This window comes from Rhizobium album, from assembly GCF_003122325.1.
Lineage (GTDB): Bacteria > Pseudomonadota > Alphaproteobacteria > Rhizobiales > Rhizobiaceae > Metarhizobium > Metarhizobium album.
In genome coordinates, this window is record NZ_QFBC01000022.1 from 26,856 (window position 1) to 43,777 (window position 16,922).

Here is a 16,922-nt window from a genome sequence, read left to right on the forward strand (position 1 = left end):
TCATAGAGTTAAGGCTGTTCTCAAGGCTGCACAGGTGGTTTTGCAACCTGTGTCGCGCATCGCTCGGCGCCGTACTACCAAAGAATTGCAACTCATGCATGCCAGCCATGCATAAACAAGCATTGTCCTATGCATAAAAAAGCACCATATCGCACTCAGCTGATGCACATGGTGGCTTTTTCCTCCCAGTGCCACCGCAGCAGCTGTTCCCCTCTGGAGGTTTTATACCTTCACACTTGCAGGGCCCTGGTTCACTCCGGCGGCCCTCTTTTTTTGCCTTTTTACCGGATGGTCAAAAATGCATAGCTGCAGTGCAATATTCGCCTATTGTGCTCTGCACAAAAAACCACCATATTGCACATAGCTGATGCACATGGCGGCTTTTTCCTCCCAGTGCCGCCGCAGCAGCTGTTCCCCTCTGGAGGTTTATGACCTTCACACTTAAAAGGGCCCTGGATCTTTCCGGTGGCCCTCTTTTTTTGTTTAAAGCATTTTTTACCACATGGTAAAAATGCATGGCTGCAGTGCAAATTCGCCCATTGTGCTTTGCACAAAAAACCACCATATTGCACACAGCTGATGCACATGGCGGCTTTTTCCTCCCAGTGCCGCCGCAGCAGCTGTTCCCCTCTGGAGGTTTATGACCTTCACACTTAAAAGGGCCCTGGATCTTTCCGGTGGCCCTCTTTTTTTGCGATATTAGCCACGAGCCGGAAGCAATTGCAAGATCACGGGAACGTGATTTGATACATCGAGAAAACTCGATATTCATATCGATAAATCTCGATTTATCGATATGAACGCCATAAACCCCGATGAAATCCTCAAGGCCATTGCCCACCCTGCCCGATTGCAGATCCTGGTATGGATGAAGGAACCGGAGCAGCATTTCTCCGAGCAGCTTCACCCGCTGGATCTTGGCGTCTGCGCCAGCCAGTTCGAACGTTGCGGCCTGTCGCAATCCACGGTTTCCACTCATCTCGCCACGCTGCAGCGCGCCGGTCTCGTCACCACGCAGCGTGTCGGCCAATGGATCTTTTATCGCCGCAACGAAGAAACCATTGCCGCCTTCCTCCAGCATCTCAAAACGACTCTTTGACCCCTCAAGAGGTCGTTTTTCTCCTCTCAAGCAGACCACACGAAAGGTGAATTATGCCCAGTCTTTTCGATCCCATCACAATCGGCGACATTTCCCTGGCCAATCGTATCGTCATGGCGCCGCTGACCCGCAACCGGTCGCCGAACGCGATCCCGCGTGAAATCAATGCCGAATATTACCGCCAGCGCGCCTCCGCCGGGCTGCTGATCACCGAAGGCACGCCGATCACCCAGCAGGGCCAGGGTTATGCCGACGTTCCCGGCCTCTACAAGCCGGAAGCGCTCGAAGGCTGGAAGAAGGTCACGGACGCCGTGCATGCCGCCGGCGGCAAGATCGTCACGCAGATCTGGCATGTCGGCCGCGTCTCGCATGTCTCGCTGCAGCCGGGCGGCGCCAAGCCGGTCGCACCCTCGGCCATCACCGCCAAGACCAAGACCTACCTGATCGATGCCGACGGCAACGGCAGCTTTGCCGAAACCTCCGAGCCGCGGGCTCTGGAAACGAGTGAGATCGCCGGCATCGTCGACGACTACCGCAAGGGCGCCCGCGCCGCCATCGATGCCGGTTTCGATGGTATCGAACTGCACGGCGCCAACGGTTACCTGATCGACCAGTTCCTCCGTTCCGGCACCAACCAGCGCACCGACGCCTATGGCGGCTCGATCGAAAACCGCGCCCGCTTCCTGCTGGAAGTGGTCGAAGCCGTATCCAAGGAAATCGGCGCCGGCCGGGTTGGCCTGCGCATCTCGCCGGTAACGCCGGCCAATGACGCCTTCGATCCGGAGCCGCAGGCGCTGTTCACCCATGTCGTCGAGAAGCTCGCAACCTATGGCCTCGCCTTCATCCACGTCATCGAAGGCGCCACCGGCGGTCCACGCGACCATCAGCAGGGTGACACTCCCTTCGATTACGCTGCCCTGCGGGCCGCCTACAAGAAGGCGGGCGGAACGGCCGGATGGATGGTCAACAACGGCTACGACCGCGATCTGGCCATCGATGCCGTCGAAAGCGGCAAGGCCGACCTCGTCGCCTTCGGCCGGCTGTTCATCGCCAACCCCGACCTGCCGCGCCGCCTGAAGGAAAATGCCGCCCTCAACGCCCCCGACCGGGCAACCTTCTACGGCGGCGGCGAAAAGGGTTACACCGATTACCCGGCTCTCGCTTGATATCGTCAGGCCCATTTCGAAGCTCCCATCGATCCCGGTGGGAGCCGCCGGCTGAGCCGAGGCCCCAGACGCGCCCCGATCACAGCGGCCTGTAGGGTTCTGCCTCAGGAATTTCCGGAAGCCATGCAGGGCGGGATAACGGCATGGTGCGCCTGTTGGGAAACGACATTGGACCTCTGGACGACCAGAACCTCAAGAACGCTGCCGGTGACCGCCTGGCATCGATGCACTGGCAAAAGCTCGGGGACGGACCGATCGATCCTACCGCATGAGCAGCAGGCGGATTATTGCGGCGCGCCGGCCCACTGGCTGTCGATGATCTCCGGCTCCGGCCGGTCGCTGCCGTCGTCATATTCGCGGCGCCAGACGCCGTCCTTGTCCTGATAGCTGATCACCGATGCCTCGCCGGCCACCTGCTGTTCGGCGGCGACGATGCGCACCGCTTCCAGCGCTTCGGCATGAGTCGGAAAAGCTTCGGAATAGACATCCCCCAGCCGGTAGGCCCAGCCGCCGTCATGCCGCACGACTTCATAGACAATCTTCATCCATCATCTCCTCGATCCGGAGCCATGGCGCGCACGGCCGCCGCCCGTCCGCCATATCCTCCCAAAGATCGCGGGCATCCGGGTCTTCCTGTTGTCGCGATACGGTCACTATCTCATCAAAACAGCAAGACTGCAAACATCGGCCGAAACCGCCGCTTGCTGCTTGCCGTCAATGCCTTAGATTGCTCCCTGTCCGCAAAGAAACCATCGGGGGTGGCATGTTCGGTCAATTGAAACAGGAACGCCTGCTGCTCGTTCCGAACGTCGCAGGCGCGATCGTCTTCGCCACCGAACACCAGTTGCTGGAGGCCGGCAAGCTCGTCTCGCTGATGGCCGCGGCAGCACTCGTCGCCGCCATCGTCGTCGCCTCGATGCGGGTCGCCCATCATGCCGAAGTCCTCGCCGTGAAAGTCGGCGATCCCTACGGGACGATGATCCTGACGCTGTCGGCGGTGCTGGTGGAGGTCATCATCCTCGCCATCATGATGAGCAACGAAGGCTCGTCGCCGACCCTGGTGCGCGACACGATCTATTCCGCCGTGATGCTGGATATCAACGGCATCCTCGGGCTCGCCGCCCTGCTCGGCGGCATCCGCCACGGCGAGCAGCCCTACAATGACGACAGCGGCAAGACCTACGGCGTGATGATCCTCACCGCCATGGGCATTTCCATGGTGGTGCCGGAATTCGTGCCGCACGACAAATGGCCCTATTATTCCGTCTTCACCATCGGCGCGATGATCGCGCTCTATACGCTGTTCCTGCGCATGCAGGTCGGCCAGCACAGCTATTTCTTCAGCTATACCTATCCCCGTACCGAAAGGCCGCTTGCGACCGACCACGTCGGGGAAGAGACGGGCTCGACCACGCTCGCCATCGCCGTCATCCTCGCCGGCGTCGTCATCATCGGTTTCCTGGCGGAGATGATGTCCGTGCTGCTGAACCACGGCATCGAGGGCACCGGTGCGCCCATTGCCATGATGGCCGTCATCGTCGCGGCGATTTCCGCCGCACCCGAGATCATGACCGCGCTCAGGGCAGCGTTGCGCAACCGCATGCAAGCGGTGGTCAACATCGCCATGGGCGCCTCGCTCTCCACCGTCATCCTCACCGTGCCCGTCATGGAGGCCATCGCGCTCTGGACCGGCCAGCCCTTCGTCATGGCGATGACGCCGGTGCAGACGGTGATGATCGCCATCACCCTGATCGCCGCCGCAATCAACCTCAACGACGGCGAAACCAACGCCATCGAGGGCATGACCCACTTCATCCTCTTCGCCACCTTCATCATGCTGACGGCGATCGGGTTGTAGACCGCGCCGGGTCCTCGAAGCGGGATCCGGTCAGAACGTCAGGGTCAGGCGATGACCGGCAAGTGCACGATCGACGGTGACCAGAAGCAGTCCCTCGACATCGCACCGGGCCGGCAGCAGCCGGTCGAAAGGATCCTTCGTGCCGGGTTCCGGATCGGCCGCAACTGTAACGTGGGATATTTTTATCTGAAGAAATCGCACGCCGATTGCTTCGAGACCACTCGCCATGTCTTCCAGGACCATTCCTGGATCGAGCTTGCCCAGACGGGTCTTGCCAGATACCACTCCCTTCATCCGGCATTCAGCCGGAACCTTTTACCCTGCAGACTCATTTCGCTCGGGCGGCGCCAGGTGAGGCGTCGCCTCTCGATATCTCCGCCTTGTCGCAAGGCGGCAGGAATAAGGGATCAGGTCTTTGAAAAGATTTGATGTTATCGACGGCATGAGGGGATATTTCCTCGTCTTCATGCTCATCAATCACCTCATTTTCGTCGGCGGTTACTGGCTGGTGGAGATCAATCACCGGCAATTCGCCTTCGTCGAGGATGCGCAAGGCTTCGTCTTTCTCTCCGGCCTGCTGATCGGCATGGTTTATGCCCGCAAGATGATTAAGCAGGGATATGCCGCCGGCCGCGACCTCATCTGGGCCCGCGCCTTCGAACTCTATCGTTATGCGATGGGCACGGTGATCGTCATCCTGGCGGCACAGATGATCTTGCCCAACGCCTACCGCGTCTGGAACAACTGGCTGGCCTATTCGCATTTCGACGATCCGCTGCGGCTGTCGCTGATCGCGTCGTTCCTCTTCCAGCCGACCTTCATGGATATCCTGCCGCAATATATCGTCTACATGGTCTTTGCGCCCGTCGCCGTGTGGTTCTGCCTCAAGGGACGCTGGGGCAGCGTCGCGGTGGTGTCGCTGATCGTCTGGACGGCGGGGCAACTCGGCCTGCAGCGTCTCGTCACCGAGCCGATCAACGCCTGGATGCTCAAGACCGACGGCGAGGCGATCCGGTCGAGCTTCAACCTGCTCGGTTGGCAGATCGTCTTTTTCGCCGGCCTGATCATCGGTGTGCTGACCTCGACCGGTAAGGTGGACTGGACGAAGATCTTCCGTCCCGATGACAGCTTCATTCCGCGCACGGCGCTGGCCATCTGCCTGTTCTTCCTGCCGCTGCGCATCATGACGGCGCACGACATGATGCCGCAATACATGCTCGACAAATTCGCGACGATGGAAATCCGCGCCGATTTCGGCCCGGTCTATCTCCTGAATTTTGCTGCCGTCGCCATTGGCCTCGCATGGCTTCTGATCGCCGGTCCGAAACACGACAGTGCTGCCGTGCGTGGCGCGTCCAATCTCCTGACCAGGCTGTTTTCGATCAAATACCTGCAGCTTCTGGGCCGCCACTCCCTGCACATCTATGTCTGGCACGTGCTGATCGTCTACATGGTCTATTACGTCGACGGCCGTACACCGGAACTGTCGCAACTTACCAAGACGGCCATCGCCTTCGTCTGCCTTGGCCTGCTTTGCCTGCCCGCCGTCTATCGCGAGCGCGACCGGATTTTCAGCCGGGAAACCCTGGCGACGGAAAAGGTCAAATCCTGAAAACGGATGAAGGCGGCGCCGTTTCCGACGCCGCCTTCATGAATACCAGTCCGAAATTGCCGCTTACTTGCAGGCGCCGCAGAAGCGCTGGATGCGCTTGCAGGCTTCTTCGAGCAGGGCTTCCGACGTCGCGTAGGAAATGCGGAAGTTCGGGCCAAGGCCGAAAGCCGAGCCATGAACGACGGCCACACCTTCCGATTCCAGCAGTTCGGAAACGAAGTCTTCGTCGGTCTCGATGACCTTGCCCGACGGCGCCGTCTTGCCGATCAGGCCGGCACAGGACGGATAAACGTAGAAAGCGCCTTCCGGCGACGGGCACGTGATGCCCTTGGCCTGGTTCAGCATCGACACGACGAGGTCGCGGCGGCCTTCGAAAATCTTCTTGTTGGCCGGAATAAAGTCCTGCGGACCGTTGAGCGCCTCGACGGCCGCCCACTGGGCGATCGAGGTGGCGCCGGAGGTCTGCTGGCCCTGGATCATGTCCATCGCCTTGATCAGCTGCAGCGGGCCGGCGGCGTAACCGATACGCCAACCGGTCATGGCATAGGCCTTCGAGACGCCGTTCATCGTCAGCGTGCGGTCGTAGAGCGCCGGCTCGACTTCGACGGGGGTGACGAACTTGAAGTCGCCATAGGTCAGGTGCTCGTACATGTCGTCCGTCAGGATCCAGACATGCGGATGCTTAAGCAGCACGTCGGTCAGGGCCTTGAGTTCGTCATGGGTATAAGCCGCGCCCGACGGGTTGGACGGCGAGTTGAACACGAACCACTTGGTCTTCGGCGTGATCGCCTTGTCGAGATCGGCGGCCTGGAGCTTGAAGTTGTTTTCCTGCGTCGCCGAAACGATCACCGGCGTACCGCCGCACAAGGACACCATTTCCGGATAGGACACCCAGTAAGGTGCCGGGATAACGACTTCATCGCCCGGGTTCAGCGTCGCCATGAAGGCGTTGAAAAGAATCTGCTTTCCGCCCGTGCCGACGATCGTCTGCTCCGGCGTGTAGTCGAGGCCGTTCTCGCGCTTGAACTTGGCGGCGATCGCCTTGCGCAGTTCGGGGATGCCGGCAACCGGCGTGTACTTCGTCTCGCCGCGATTGATCGCGTCGATGGCGGCCTGCTTGATATTGTCGGGCGTATCGAAATCCGGCTCGCCGGCGCCGAGACCGATCACGTCGCGGCCCTTGGCTTTCAGCTCGCGCGCTTTCTGCGAAACGGCGATGGTGGCAGAGGGCTTTACACGGGAAAGGGCGTCGGCAAGGAAGGCCATGATGATCGATCCTGATCTGTTGAAAACAGCCGGCGCCCGGGCATTTCCGGGCCAAAGGCCGGCGACATGCTCTATGTCGAATGTCGCCCGGCGTTTCAAGCAGAAACACGTCACCGATGCATGTTTTCTCGTGATGGAAACCATCACATTCCGGAATGAGCAGCCCCGGAAGGCCATTCGTGCGGCGCCCACCTGTATCGCATCGTTGGCACACGGCGCAAAAATACAACCAAAAGACACATATCCCGCACCATCACCCGACGATGAAGCAGGCTGTTATCCCCGGAAAATATAGACCATGACGATTGGGGTCGGCGTTTTATTCGCAAAATTCGCGCAAGCCACTACAATCGTCGATTGCCATCAATTCGTCATGAGAAATGCGCCGCCTTGCCTCAATTCCGTCCATAGCCCGCCGGCTTTCAGGCTTCATCTGACAGGGTGAAGCACTGAGCTTGGGGGTTTGAGATGTTCACGAACAACGAGAATGCCGCGCGGCGTATCCGCGCACAGCGCAGCAGCAGCGCCCTGTGGATCGCGATGACGGCACTTCTGGCCACATTCGCAGCAACGGGCAGCCTGCTGACGACGACACAGCTCGCGCGCGCGGAAACCGCAACGACTGCAACGGTGGAGCTTTCGGGACTGGTGCGGCCCAACGACATGAATTCGGGCGCCCTGCTCTTCCCGTCCAAGGAACTCGGCTATTTCGTCGAGGCACCGCGGCTGAAGACCGACGTACAGATCGACGTGTCCGGCCCGATCGCCCGCGTCAAGGTCACGCAGCGGTTCCAGAATCCGAGCAAAGGCTGGGTGGAAGGCACCTATGTCTTCCCGCTCCCCGACGATTCCGCCGTCGACGAGTTGCGCATGCAGATCGGCGACCGCTTCATCGAAGGGCAGATCAAGCCGCGCGAGGAAGCCCGGCAGATCTACGAGGACGCCAAGGCGGACGGCAAGAAGGCGGCCCTGCTGGAACAGCAGCGGCCGAACATTTTTACCAACCAGGTCGCCAATATCGGCCCCGGCGAAACGATCGTCGTGCAGATCGAATACCAGCAGGCGGTGCACCAGTCGGGCGGCGAATTCTCGCTGCGTTTCCCCATGGTCGTCGCGCCGCGCTACAATCCGGCACCCATCGTCCAGTCGGTGGAATTCAACGGCGGAACCGGCTTTGCCGTCACCAACGACCCGGTCGAAAACCGCGACAAGATCGAACCGCCGGTGCTCGATCCGGAAAAGAACGCCAAGATCAACCCGGTATCGCTCACCGTCAACCTGAAGGCAGGTTTCCCGCTCGGCGAGGTCAAGTCGCCCTTCCATGACGTTACCCTCACCGAGCCGGACGCACAGACGCGCCTGATTGCGTTGAAAGCGTCGGCGGTGCCGGCCGACCGCGATTTCGAGCTGACCTGGAAAGCCGCCGCCGGCAAGACGCCGACCGCCGGCCTGTTCCGCGAGACGGTGGCCGGGCGCGACTACCTGATGGCGTTCGTCACGCCACCCGCCACACAGCAGGACAATGCTGCGCCCGCCAAGCGCGAGGTGGTCTTCGTCATCGACAATTCCGGCTCGATGTCCGGCCCGTCGATCGAACAGGCGCGCGCCAGCCTGGCGCTGGCGATCTCGAACCTGAAGGCCGGCGACCGGTTCAACGTGATCCGTTTCGACGACACGATGACCGATTTCTTCCAGGGTCTCGTCCCGGCCTCCGCCGACAACCGCGAGCGGGCCATCGCCTATGTCCGCGGCCTGACGGCCGATGGCGGCACCGAAATGCTGCCGGCGCTGCAGGCGGCCTTGCGCAACCAGGGGCCGGTGGCACAAGGCGCACTGCGCCAGGTGGTGTTCCTGACGGACGGCGCCATCGGCAACGAGGGCCAGCTCTTCGGCGAGATCGACGGCAATCGCGGCGATGCCCGCGTCTTCACCGTCGGCATCGGCTCGGCGCCCAACACGCATTTCATGACCAAGGCCGCCGAATTCGGCCGCGGCACCTTCACCCATATCGGCTCGGAGGACCAGGTCGCCGCCCGCATGGGCGAACTGTTCGGCAAGCTCGAACATCCGGCCATGACCGATATCGCCGCCACCTTCGACCAGGCCAAGGCGGACAACATCACGCCGAACCCGATGCCCGACCTCTATGCCGGCGAACCGGTGGTGCTGACGGCCGAACTGCCGCAGGCGAGTTCGGCCGGCAAGCTCCTGATCACCGGCCGCACCGGCGACCAGCCCTGGCGCGTCGAGATGAGCATCGACCAGGCGGCTGCCCGCAAGGGCATCGCCAAGCTGTGGGCACGGCGCAAGATCGACGACCTGGAAGCCAGCGGCTACCGCGTCAACGATCCGCAGGCGATCGACCGGCAGATCGAGGCCGTGGCGATGACCCACCATCTCGTCTCGCGCGTCACCAGCCTGGTCGCCGTCGACGTCACCGCCACGCGCCCGAAAAACGAGCCGCTGACGGATGCGGACGTGCCGCTCAACCTGCCGGAAGGCTGGGACTTCGAGAAGGTCTACGGCGAACAGAAGCCGATCCTGCCCTCGCCCACCGGCGACAGGGATGCCTCCCTGCCCGCCGGCACCCTGCAGCAGGTGGCGATGGAAACGGCCGAGATGATGGCGGCTGCCCCGACGGCAAAAACCGCAAGCCTGCTCGCCAAGCGCAGCGTCGGCGTCAACCTGCCGCAGACGGCAACACCCGCCGATCGCCACATCCTCATCGGCCTGATGATGATGCTGATCGCACTGGCCGCCGTCTTCTGGCTCCGCCTGCGCCGGGCCAGCATCTTCCGGCGAGGCTGATCATGGCCATGCCGCAAACGGAAGGGCGCCCCATGCTTCTGGGGCGCCTCGATCGGTTCGAAACCCTGATTGCCGCAACCGCGGCTGTCATCGGCCTGTGCGGCCTGTTCTTCGCCGGGCATGGTTTCTATATCAAGGCCAAGGCGCAGCTGGCGCAGGTGTTGCTCGCCCGCAGCTTTGCGGCGGAACTGGCCGGCGAAGGCCCCAGCCGGCCGTGGCCCTGGGCGGACTTTACCACCGCCGCCAGGATCAGCGCCCCGCGCATCGGCCACTCGGCGATCGTGCTTGCCGGAGCCAACGGCGAAACCCTGGCTTTCGGCCCGGCCTGGCTGGCCACGACGCCGCAACCGGGAGACGAAGGTACGGCCGTCATTGCCGCACACCGCGATACGCATTTCAGCTGGCTGAAGGATGTCAGGCCCGGCGACCGCATCGACGTCGAGCGGGCAGACGGCAGGACGATGAGTTTTGTCGCCGGCCAGGGCCGCGTCAGCCGCTGGGACGAAAACGGCATCGACATCGCCGCGCACGGAAAGCACCTGGCGCTGGCCACCTGCTGGCCCTTCGATTCGACCGAGCGCGGCCCGCTGCGCTACATCCTGGATGCACGGCTGGTCGAGCCGGAAAAGGCCGCTGCGGGGTTGCCCGCGTCCTGAACTTTGACGTAGCGATGGCCGGGAAAAATTGGTAAGTCTGAGTTAGGGTTAATAAAGCGCCAGCATATCTTCGCCGACCAGCCGGAAAGCAAGACGATCGATAGACGAAAACGCCAGAAAATTGCCCCAACCGACACGACGCAGTCTCGCAAACCAATTTTTTCGCTGTTAACCGTTAAGCAGTCCAACTTTTTTTAACAATTCCCGTCACACTATAAACAGTAGCTTCCTGTCTCAAAACGAGCCTTCCATGCCGTAATATTGTGCAGAAAACATTGTTTGCGATGGATTTTGCACGCCGGAGCCACCTTCACGGCTTCGCAGAGATAGATTCACGAAGTCCAGACCGGTTTCGCGCGGCACGGCCGTACGCGGCTTCAGAAAAGTTTTGCTTGCCAATTTTAAATAAACACAGCACTCTCATTGTGTTCGGGCATTTTGCGAACACGGGAAGACCTTAACAATGAATGCGCGCCGGAGACGCAAGAAGTTCCGGGCGATTGGAAGAAAGACCATCCGTTATGGAGTGTCGTTTCACTGATTGCGGTAACACGGGACCCTTTCCTCAAAATTCGAGAACTGCCTGCCCCCCGCCCGCCAGGGCAAGATAGTGTAATGCTGCCCGGTCTGACACGGGCGGAGAGAAAAGGACCTGACGCATGGCCGAGACTGGCACTGTAAAATTCTTCAACACCGACAAAGGCTTCGGCTTCATCAAGCCGGACAATGGCGGCGCGGATATCTTCGTACACATTTCTGCCGTGCAGGCTTCCGGCCTCTCGGGGCTGTCGGAAAACCAGAAGGTAAGCTTCGACACGGAACCGGATCGTCGCGGCAAGGGCCCGAAGGCCGTCAATCTGCAGATCGCCGGCTGAGCCTTTCAAAGGCTTTGTGCTTCGAGTTGGAGCCCGGCAGACATGCCGGGTTTTGTCGTTCAGACACCATTCAGCATCAAGCCTGTAGTGTGCCTTCATCAGACGAAACGAACATTGACGTTCGATTTCCGGGTCAAGGACACCGCCGATGAACATGTTTTTGAAAACTCTTGTTCTGTCCGTCGCCGTCGCAGCGACGACATTGACTGCCATTGCGCCTGCATCTGCAGGTGATCGTCACTGGCGCCGCCATCACAGCGACCGGGACGCGGTTGCGCTCGGCGTCGCAGGCCTGGCTGCCGGCGCACTCATCGGCTCCGCCCTTGCGAACCAGCCGCGTTATGTCGAGGAAGAGCCTGTTTACGTCGAGCCCGAATATGTCGAGCCGGTGCCGGTCTATCGTTCGCGCCGCGTCTATGTCGAAGATTCGGGATATGTCGAGCCGTCGCGTGAACTTCGCCCGTGGTCGGGTGCATGGCGCCGTTATTGCTCGCAGCGTTACCGCAGCTTCGATCCGTCGACCGGCACCTATGTCGGTTATGATGGCCGCGAGCACTTCTGCACCGCCGGCTGACACCGGAACAACCGAAGTTTTGAAAATGCGCCGGCCTCGCCCGGCGCATTTTTCGTTTGTCGGCCCCTGCTTCAGATACCCTTGAGAAACGGGTTGGTGCGCCGCTCCTCGCCGATCTGCCCACCCGGACCGTGACCGCAGATGAAACCGACCGTATCGCCGAGCGGCAGGACCTTGTCGCGGATCGAATCGAGAAGTTGCTGGTGATTGCCGCCGGGCAGATCGGTGCGGCCGATGGAACCGTGAAACAGCACGTCACCCAGATGGGCAAAACCCTGCTCGCGATGGAAATAGATGACATGTCCCGGCGCATGGCCCGGGCAATGATAGACCTCGAAACTGTGATTGCCGAAGGAAACGCGATCGCCGTCCTTCAGCCATTGATCGGGCACCAGGTTGCGCACGGCCATCGGCACGTTGAACATCTTCGATTGTTTTTCCAGCCCCTGCAGCAGCGGCAGGTCGTCCTCATGCGGCCCGATGACCTGGATGCCGAGGGCTTCGCGCAATTCGTCGGCCCCGCCTGCGTGATCGATGTGACCGTGAGTCAGCCAGATCGCCTTGATGTCGAAGCCGTTGTCGCGGATGACCTGCAGGATCGCCTCGACGTCGCCGCCCGGGTCCACCACCACCCCTTCCTTGGTCTCGGTGTCGTAGAGAATGGTACAGTTCTGCTGGAAAGGGGTCACCGGAATGATACCGGCCTGGAGCATGCCCATGAGCGCCTCGCTTCGACGTGTTCGATGCAGGCGGTATAAAGCATGTCGCGCAAAAGTGGATAGCGGTTTTGCGCGACATGCGTTCAAACAAAGGCCAGAAGCGCACCGCGAATTCTAAAAATTTACGGTGCGCTTCTGGCAGAAAATCATCCAGTTCAGCTTAAATCTTGCCGAGCGCGGCAACCTGCGTATCGGCAATGGCCGGCGGCGCCAGATTGACCGAGGTGATGAGGATGGCGGCCGCCAGCAGCTTGGCCGCAACGACGGCGATCACGACGGGGCGCAACTGCATCCGGACCTGCGATTCGGCGTGGACGGCGGGCGAAATGGTGGTCATCGGTCTCTCCGATCGTGTTCGTGGCGTCCGGCCCGGTGTTCTTAACCGCCCTCGCCTTGCTTGAAGCTGACGATGCCGGATCTGCTGTCGCCGCGCTGTTTCTCCGGTTACAACCCCGTCAACGAAAAAAGGCGGCCGTTGCCGACCGCCTCTTTTCGTCATCTATGCCCAAACCGCTTATTCGGCGGCGGCAGCCTCTGCCGGATACACTTCGCGCATGTAATCGTTCATCAGCGTTTCGCTGATCGCCGCCGGCGTAAACGTGTAGGGGCCGATTTCCGAAACCGGCGTCACTTCCGCCGCCGAACCGGTCAGGAAGCATTCGCTGAAGGTGGAGAGTTCGTCCGGCCAGATCGCCCGTTCGACGATTTCATAACCGCGGCGCTTGGCAAGCTCGATGACCGTCTGGCGGGTGATGCCGTTCAGGAAGCAATCCGGCAGCGGCGTGTGGATGACGCCGTCCTTGACGAAGAAGATGTTGGCGCCGGTCGCCTCGGCCACCTGGCCGCGATAATCGAGCATCATCGCATCGGCATACCCCTTGGCTTCGGCGGCATGCTTGGAAATCGTGCAGATCATGTAGAGGCCGGCGGCCTTGGAAGCGGACGGCGCCGTCTTCGGATCGGGGCGGCGATAGTCGGCGATGTCGAGGCGGATGCCCTTGAGCTTTTCGGCCGGGTTGAAATAGCTGCCCCACTGCCAGATGGCGATGGCGACGTTGATGCGGCTGTTCTGGGCCGAAACGCCCATCATCTCGCTGCCCCGCCAGGCGATCGGCCGGACATAGGCATCGGCAAAACCCTGGCGCTTCAGCAGTTCGATGGTCGCGGCGTCCAGTTCCTCGACGGTGTAGGGGATCTTGAAGCCGAGGATCTCGGCGGAGCGGTGCAGGCGCTGATTGTGCTCGGTCAGCTTGAAGACCCGGCCGCCATAAGCGCGCTCGCCCTCGAAGACGCCGCTGGCATAATGCAGGCCGTGCGTCAGCACGTGAATCTTCGCTTCCTTCCACGGCACGAATTCGCCGTTGAACCAGATGTACCCGTCGAGTTGGTCAAAAGGAACTGCTGCCATCTTCTCTTCCTCCGGCGCCCGTACGCCATGCTTTTAAAAGTTGATTATCCCCACCCTTACGGTCTATCGAAAGCGCAAAGGGGTTGAAACTTATCCTTGATTTTTGTTGGAGTTTCAGGGGTCAGCGCTTACGTTGAACAATCTAGCAGTCGACCGAAGGATCTCCGTTCGGGGCGGAAGCTACCAGCGGCGAAAATTTATGTCAACAAGACTGACATATCTTTGCGAATCTTTCGTCGCCCATGGGATACAGGAAAGGAAGTGCCGAGGTGTCACGACAGTCGCAAGCAAAGGCTGCCAAACCGGAATCGCTGGAGACGGCGCTCGGCAATACGGAGACGATCGATTTCGAAATCATCGAACTGCTCTTCTTCTCCTACCGCGACTTCGTCTCCGATCCGGACGCCATCCTTGCCAGCAGCGGCTTCGGCCGGGCACATCACCGCGTCGTGCATTTCGTCAACCGCGAACCGGGCATGACGGTGGCGGACCTTCTGGATACGCTGAACATCACCAAGCAAAGCCTGGCACGGGTGCTGAAGCAGTTGATCGATTCCGGCTATATTCGCCAGGTGGCCGGCCCCGAAGACAGACGGCAGCGCAAGCTTTACCCGACGCAGGCCGGGCGCGATCTTGCGCTGGCGCTGGCCGAGCCGCAATCCCGCCGCATCGCGCGGGCATTCGAGAAGGTGCCGCCGGAAATGCGCCCCGGCGTCAAACTGTTCCTCGATGGCATGCGCGACCGCAAGACATCGGAAGCTGGATAAGATGACGACAAAGACGCCCCTTTCCGACGACGCCGCCCACCTTCTGGTCGTAGACGACGACACGCGCATCCGCGCCCTGCTCAACCGCTACCTCGTGGAACAGGGTTTCCGCATCACCGTCGCCGCCGATGCGGCGGAGGCGCGCCGCAAGCTCAACGGCCTGGATTTCGACCTGATCATCCTCGACGTGATGATGCCGGGCGAATCCGGCCTGTCGCTGACGCAGAGCCTCACCGCCATCAAGAAGGTGCCGATCATCCTGCTGACGGCGCTGGCCGAATCCGCAGCGCGGATCGCCGGGCTGGAAGCAGGCGCCGACGACTACCTGCCAAAACCCTTCGATCCGCGCGAACTGGTGCTGCGCATCAACAACATCCTGCGCCGCAACGTGCCGAGCGGCGCGCCGAAGATCGAGCAGGTGATGTTTGGCCCCTACACCTTCTCGATCTCGCGCAAGGAACTGAAGAAGGCATCGGACATCATCCGGCTGACCGATCGCGAGCAGGAGATCATGCTCCTGTTTGCGCTGCGCGCCGGCGACACCATTCCGCGCCACGAACTCGTCGGCAGCGATGCCGAGGTGGGCGAGCGCACCATCGACGTCCAGATCAACCGCCTGCGGCGCAAGATCGAGGACGACCCGGCCAATCCGGTCTGGCTGCAGACCGTCCGCGGCATCGGCTACCGGCTGAGCATCGATTAGCCGAAGCCAGAAAAATCGAAGGGTAAGCCGATGGCAAGCTTCGACACTCTGAGGCGCGATCAGGAGCGCGGCACGTCCACGGGGCTTCGCTCCCTCGGCCGCTGGCTGCGCCGGCAACTGCCGACCGGCCTCTACGCCCGCTCGCTGCTGATCATCCTCGTCCCGATCATACTGCTGCAGACGGTCATCGCCTTCGTGTTCATGGAGCGCCACTGGCAGATGGTGACGCAGCGGCTTTCGACTGCCGTCACCCGCGATATCGCCGCCATCATCGACCTGATCGAGTTGCATCCGCAGAACCAGGATGTGTCCGACATCATCCGCATCGCCCGCGAGCGGTTGAACCTGACGGTATCCATCGAGGAGGGCGGACAGTTGCCGCCGCCGCGGCCAAAACCGTTCTTCTCGATCCTCGACGAAATCCTCTCCGACGAAATCAACAAGCAGATCCACCTGCCCTACTGGATCGATACGCTCGGTGATTCCCGCCTCGTCGAAATCCGCATCCAGCTCGACACCAAAGTGCTGCGCGTCTTCGCCCGCCGCAGCCAGACCTATGCCTCGAACACCCATATCTTCCTCTTGTGGATGGTCGGCGCCTCGCTGGTGCTGATCGTCATCTCGATCCTTTTCCTGCGCGGCCAGATCCGGCCGATCCTGGCGCTGGCGAAAGCGGCGGAAAGTTTCGGCAAGGGACAGAAATCGCCGGATTTCTCACCGCGCGGCGCCGACGAGGTCCGCCGCGCCGGCCTCGCCTTCATCCTGATGCGCGAACGCATCGAGCGGCAGATCGAGCAACGCACCGCCATGCTCACTGGCGTCAGCCACGACCTGCGCACCGTCCTCACCCGCTTCAAGCTGCAACTGGCGCTCGCCGGCGACAATCCGGACCTGCAGGGCATGAGCGAGGACGTCGAGGACATGCAGACGATGCTGGAGGGCTACATGGCCTTCGCCAAGGGCGAGACGGAAGAAACCGTCGGCCAGCTGAAACTGAGCACCCTCTTCGACAAACTCCAGGCCGATGCCGAATTGCATGGCAAGACGATGACCTACCGGATCGAGGGCGACGACGAGGTTTCGGTGCGGCCGAATGCCTTCACCCGCCTGCTGACCAATCTCGCCACCAACAGCCGGCGCTATGCCAACACGCTCGACGTCGAGGCAAGGCATGGCGTGAAATGGCTGACCATCACCTTCGACGACGACGGGCCGGGCATTCCCGAAAATGCCCGCGACGACGTGTTCAAGCCGTTCTTCCGTCTCGACGAGGCGCGCAACTTGGATGCGTCGGGCACAGGCCTCGGCCTTGCCATCGCCCGCGACATCGCCCGCAGCCATGGCGGCAACGTCACGCTGGGCGACAGCCCCAAGGGCGGCCTGCGGGCCGTGGTGCGCATTCCGGCCTGAT

At 61.3% G+C, this 16,922-nt stretch carries 19 protein-coding genes; 13 read left to right on the plus strand and 6 right to left on the minus strand.

The window, feature by feature from the left end; genetic code table 11:
- The first annotated feature begins 805 nt into the window (after positions 1–805).
- The 3 genes from DEM27_RS29810 (at position 806) to DEM27_RS35010 (ending at position 2,537) form a co-directional block, all read left to right on the plus strand.
- Complete coding sequence (locus tag DEM27_RS29810) at positions 806–1,099, plus strand: ArsR/SmtB family transcription factor (protein WP_109461941.1); 294 nt, start codon at positions 806–808, stop codon at positions 1,097–1,099.
- A 53-nt stretch (positions 1,100–1,152) separates the two neighbouring features.
- The gene (locus DEM27_RS29815) at positions 1,153–2,265 is read left to right on the plus strand and encodes an alkene reductase (protein WP_109461897.1); all 1,113 of its coding nucleotides are present in this window, start codon (positions 1,153–1,155) and stop codon (positions 2,263–2,265) included.
- Between the two features lie 143 nt (positions 2,266–2,408).
- A complete protein-coding gene (locus DEM27_RS35010) occupies positions 2,409–2,537 on the plus strand; it encodes a hypothetical protein (protein WP_280954542.1) in 129 nt (42 codons plus the stop codon).
- A 12-nt stretch (positions 2,538–2,549) separates the two neighbouring features.
- Here DEM27_RS35010 and DEM27_RS29820 read toward each other — a convergent pair whose 3' ends face one another.
- Positions 2,550–2,810, minus strand: a complete 261-nt coding sequence (locus DEM27_RS29820) for a DUF2188 domain-containing protein (protein ID WP_109461898.1) — start codon at positions 2,808–2,810, stop codon at positions 2,550–2,552.
- 218 nt (positions 2,811–3,028) lie between these two features.
- On the opposite strand from DEM27_RS29820, the gene DEM27_RS29825 reads away from it, so the two are divergent.
- Entirely contained in the window at positions 3,029–4,123 is a 1,095-nt protein-coding gene (locus DEM27_RS29825) for a calcium:cation antiporter (protein ID WP_109461899.1), read from the plus strand.
- A gap of 30 nt (positions 4,124–4,153) precedes the next feature.
- On the opposite strand, the gene DEM27_RS29830 is transcribed toward DEM27_RS29825, so the two are convergent.
- On the minus strand, positions 4,154–4,408 hold the full coding sequence (locus DEM27_RS29830) for a type II toxin-antitoxin system VapC family toxin (protein WP_128755594.1): 255 nt from the start codon (positions 4,406–4,408) through the stop codon (positions 4,154–4,156).
- A 130-nt stretch (positions 4,409–4,538) separates the two neighbouring features.
- Between DEM27_RS29830 and DEM27_RS29835 the strand changes: the two genes are divergently transcribed.
- Complete coding sequence (locus DEM27_RS29835) at positions 4,539–5,735, plus strand: OpgC family protein (RefSeq protein WP_109461901.1); 1,197 nt, start codon at positions 4,539–4,541, stop codon at positions 5,733–5,735.
- A gap of 63 nt (positions 5,736–5,798) precedes the next feature.
- Here the strand turns inward: DEM27_RS29835 and DEM27_RS29840 are convergent, their stop codons facing one another.
- A complete protein-coding gene (locus DEM27_RS29840; protein WP_109461942.1) occupies positions 5,799–7,001 on the minus strand; it encodes a pyridoxal phosphate-dependent aminotransferase in 1,203 nt (400 codons plus the stop codon).
- Between DEM27_RS29840 and DEM27_RS33730 the strand changes: the two genes are divergently transcribed.
- The 5 genes from DEM27_RS33730 (at position 7,000) to DEM27_RS29860 (ending at position 11,914) form a co-directional block, all read left to right on the plus strand.
- Positions 7,000–7,296 (plus strand): hypothetical protein, encoded by a 297-nt coding sequence (locus tag DEM27_RS33730; protein WP_165823679.1) that lies wholly within the window; start codon positions 7,000–7,002, stop codon positions 7,294–7,296. The genes DEM27_RS29840 and DEM27_RS33730 overlap by 2 nt on opposite strands.
- A gap of 173 nt (positions 7,297–7,469) precedes the next feature.
- Positions 7,470–9,809 carry a marine proteobacterial sortase target protein gene (locus DEM27_RS29845; protein ID WP_109461902.1) on the plus strand — a complete coding sequence of 780 codons (2,340 nt, stop codon included), beginning with the start codon at positions 7,470–7,472 and terminating at the stop codon, positions 9,807–9,809.
- 2 nt (positions 9,810–9,811) lie between these two features.
- A complete protein-coding gene (locus tag DEM27_RS29850) occupies positions 9,812–10,465 on the plus strand; it encodes a class GN sortase (RefSeq protein ID WP_109461903.1) in 654 nt (217 codons plus the stop codon).
- A 659-nt stretch (positions 10,466–11,124) separates the two neighbouring features.
- Positions 11,125–11,340 (plus strand): cold-shock protein, encoded by a 216-nt coding sequence (locus DEM27_RS29855; RefSeq protein WP_003494703.1) that lies wholly within the window; start codon positions 11,125–11,127, stop codon positions 11,338–11,340.
- 148 nt (positions 11,341–11,488) lie between these two features.
- Positions 11,489–11,914, plus strand: a complete 426-nt coding sequence (locus DEM27_RS29860) for a BA14K family protein (protein ID WP_109461904.1) — start codon at positions 11,489–11,491, stop codon at positions 11,912–11,914.
- A 71-nt stretch (positions 11,915–11,985) separates the two neighbouring features.
- On the opposite strand, the gene DEM27_RS29865 is transcribed toward DEM27_RS29860, so the two are convergent.
- The 3 genes from DEM27_RS29865 to DEM27_RS29870 form a co-directional block, all read right to left on the minus strand.
- Positions 11,986–12,627, minus strand: coding sequence for an MBL fold metallo-hydrolase (locus DEM27_RS29865; protein ID WP_109461943.1), 642 nt, complete (start codon positions 12,625–12,627; stop codon positions 11,986–11,988).
- A gap of 166 nt (positions 12,628–12,793) precedes the next feature.
- Complete coding sequence (locus tag DEM27_RS34230) at positions 12,794–12,970, minus strand: hypothetical protein (RefSeq protein WP_165823673.1); 177 nt, start codon at positions 12,968–12,970, stop codon at positions 12,794–12,796.
- 177 nt (positions 12,971–13,147) lie between these two features.
- The gene (locus tag DEM27_RS29870; protein ID WP_109461905.1) at positions 13,148–14,041 is read right to left on the minus strand and encodes a branched-chain amino acid aminotransferase; all 894 of its coding nucleotides are present in this window, start codon (positions 14,039–14,041) and stop codon (positions 13,148–13,150) included.
- 269 nt (positions 14,042–14,310) lie between these two features.
- Here DEM27_RS29870 and DEM27_RS29875 point away from each other — a divergent pair, with 269 nt between their 5' ends.
- Genes DEM27_RS29875 through DEM27_RS29885 form a run of 3 tightly spaced genes read left to right on the plus strand, consistent with a single transcriptional unit; the run spans position 14,311 to position 16,921 of the window.
- The gene (locus DEM27_RS29875) at positions 14,311–14,808 is read left to right on the plus strand and encodes a MarR family winged helix-turn-helix transcriptional regulator (protein ID WP_109461906.1); all 498 of its coding nucleotides are present in this window, start codon (positions 14,311–14,313) and stop codon (positions 14,806–14,808) included.
- A 1-nt stretch (position 14,809) separates the two neighbouring features.
- The gene (locus DEM27_RS29880) at positions 14,810–15,511 is read left to right on the plus strand and encodes a response regulator (protein WP_109461907.1); all 702 of its coding nucleotides are present in this window, start codon (positions 14,810–14,812) and stop codon (positions 15,509–15,511) included.
- 30 nt (positions 15,512–15,541) lie between these two features.
- Positions 15,542–16,921, plus strand: coding sequence for an ATP-binding protein (locus DEM27_RS29885; RefSeq protein ID WP_109461908.1), 1,380 nt, complete (start codon positions 15,542–15,544; stop codon positions 16,919–16,921).
- Position 16,922 lies beyond the last annotated feature (1 nt).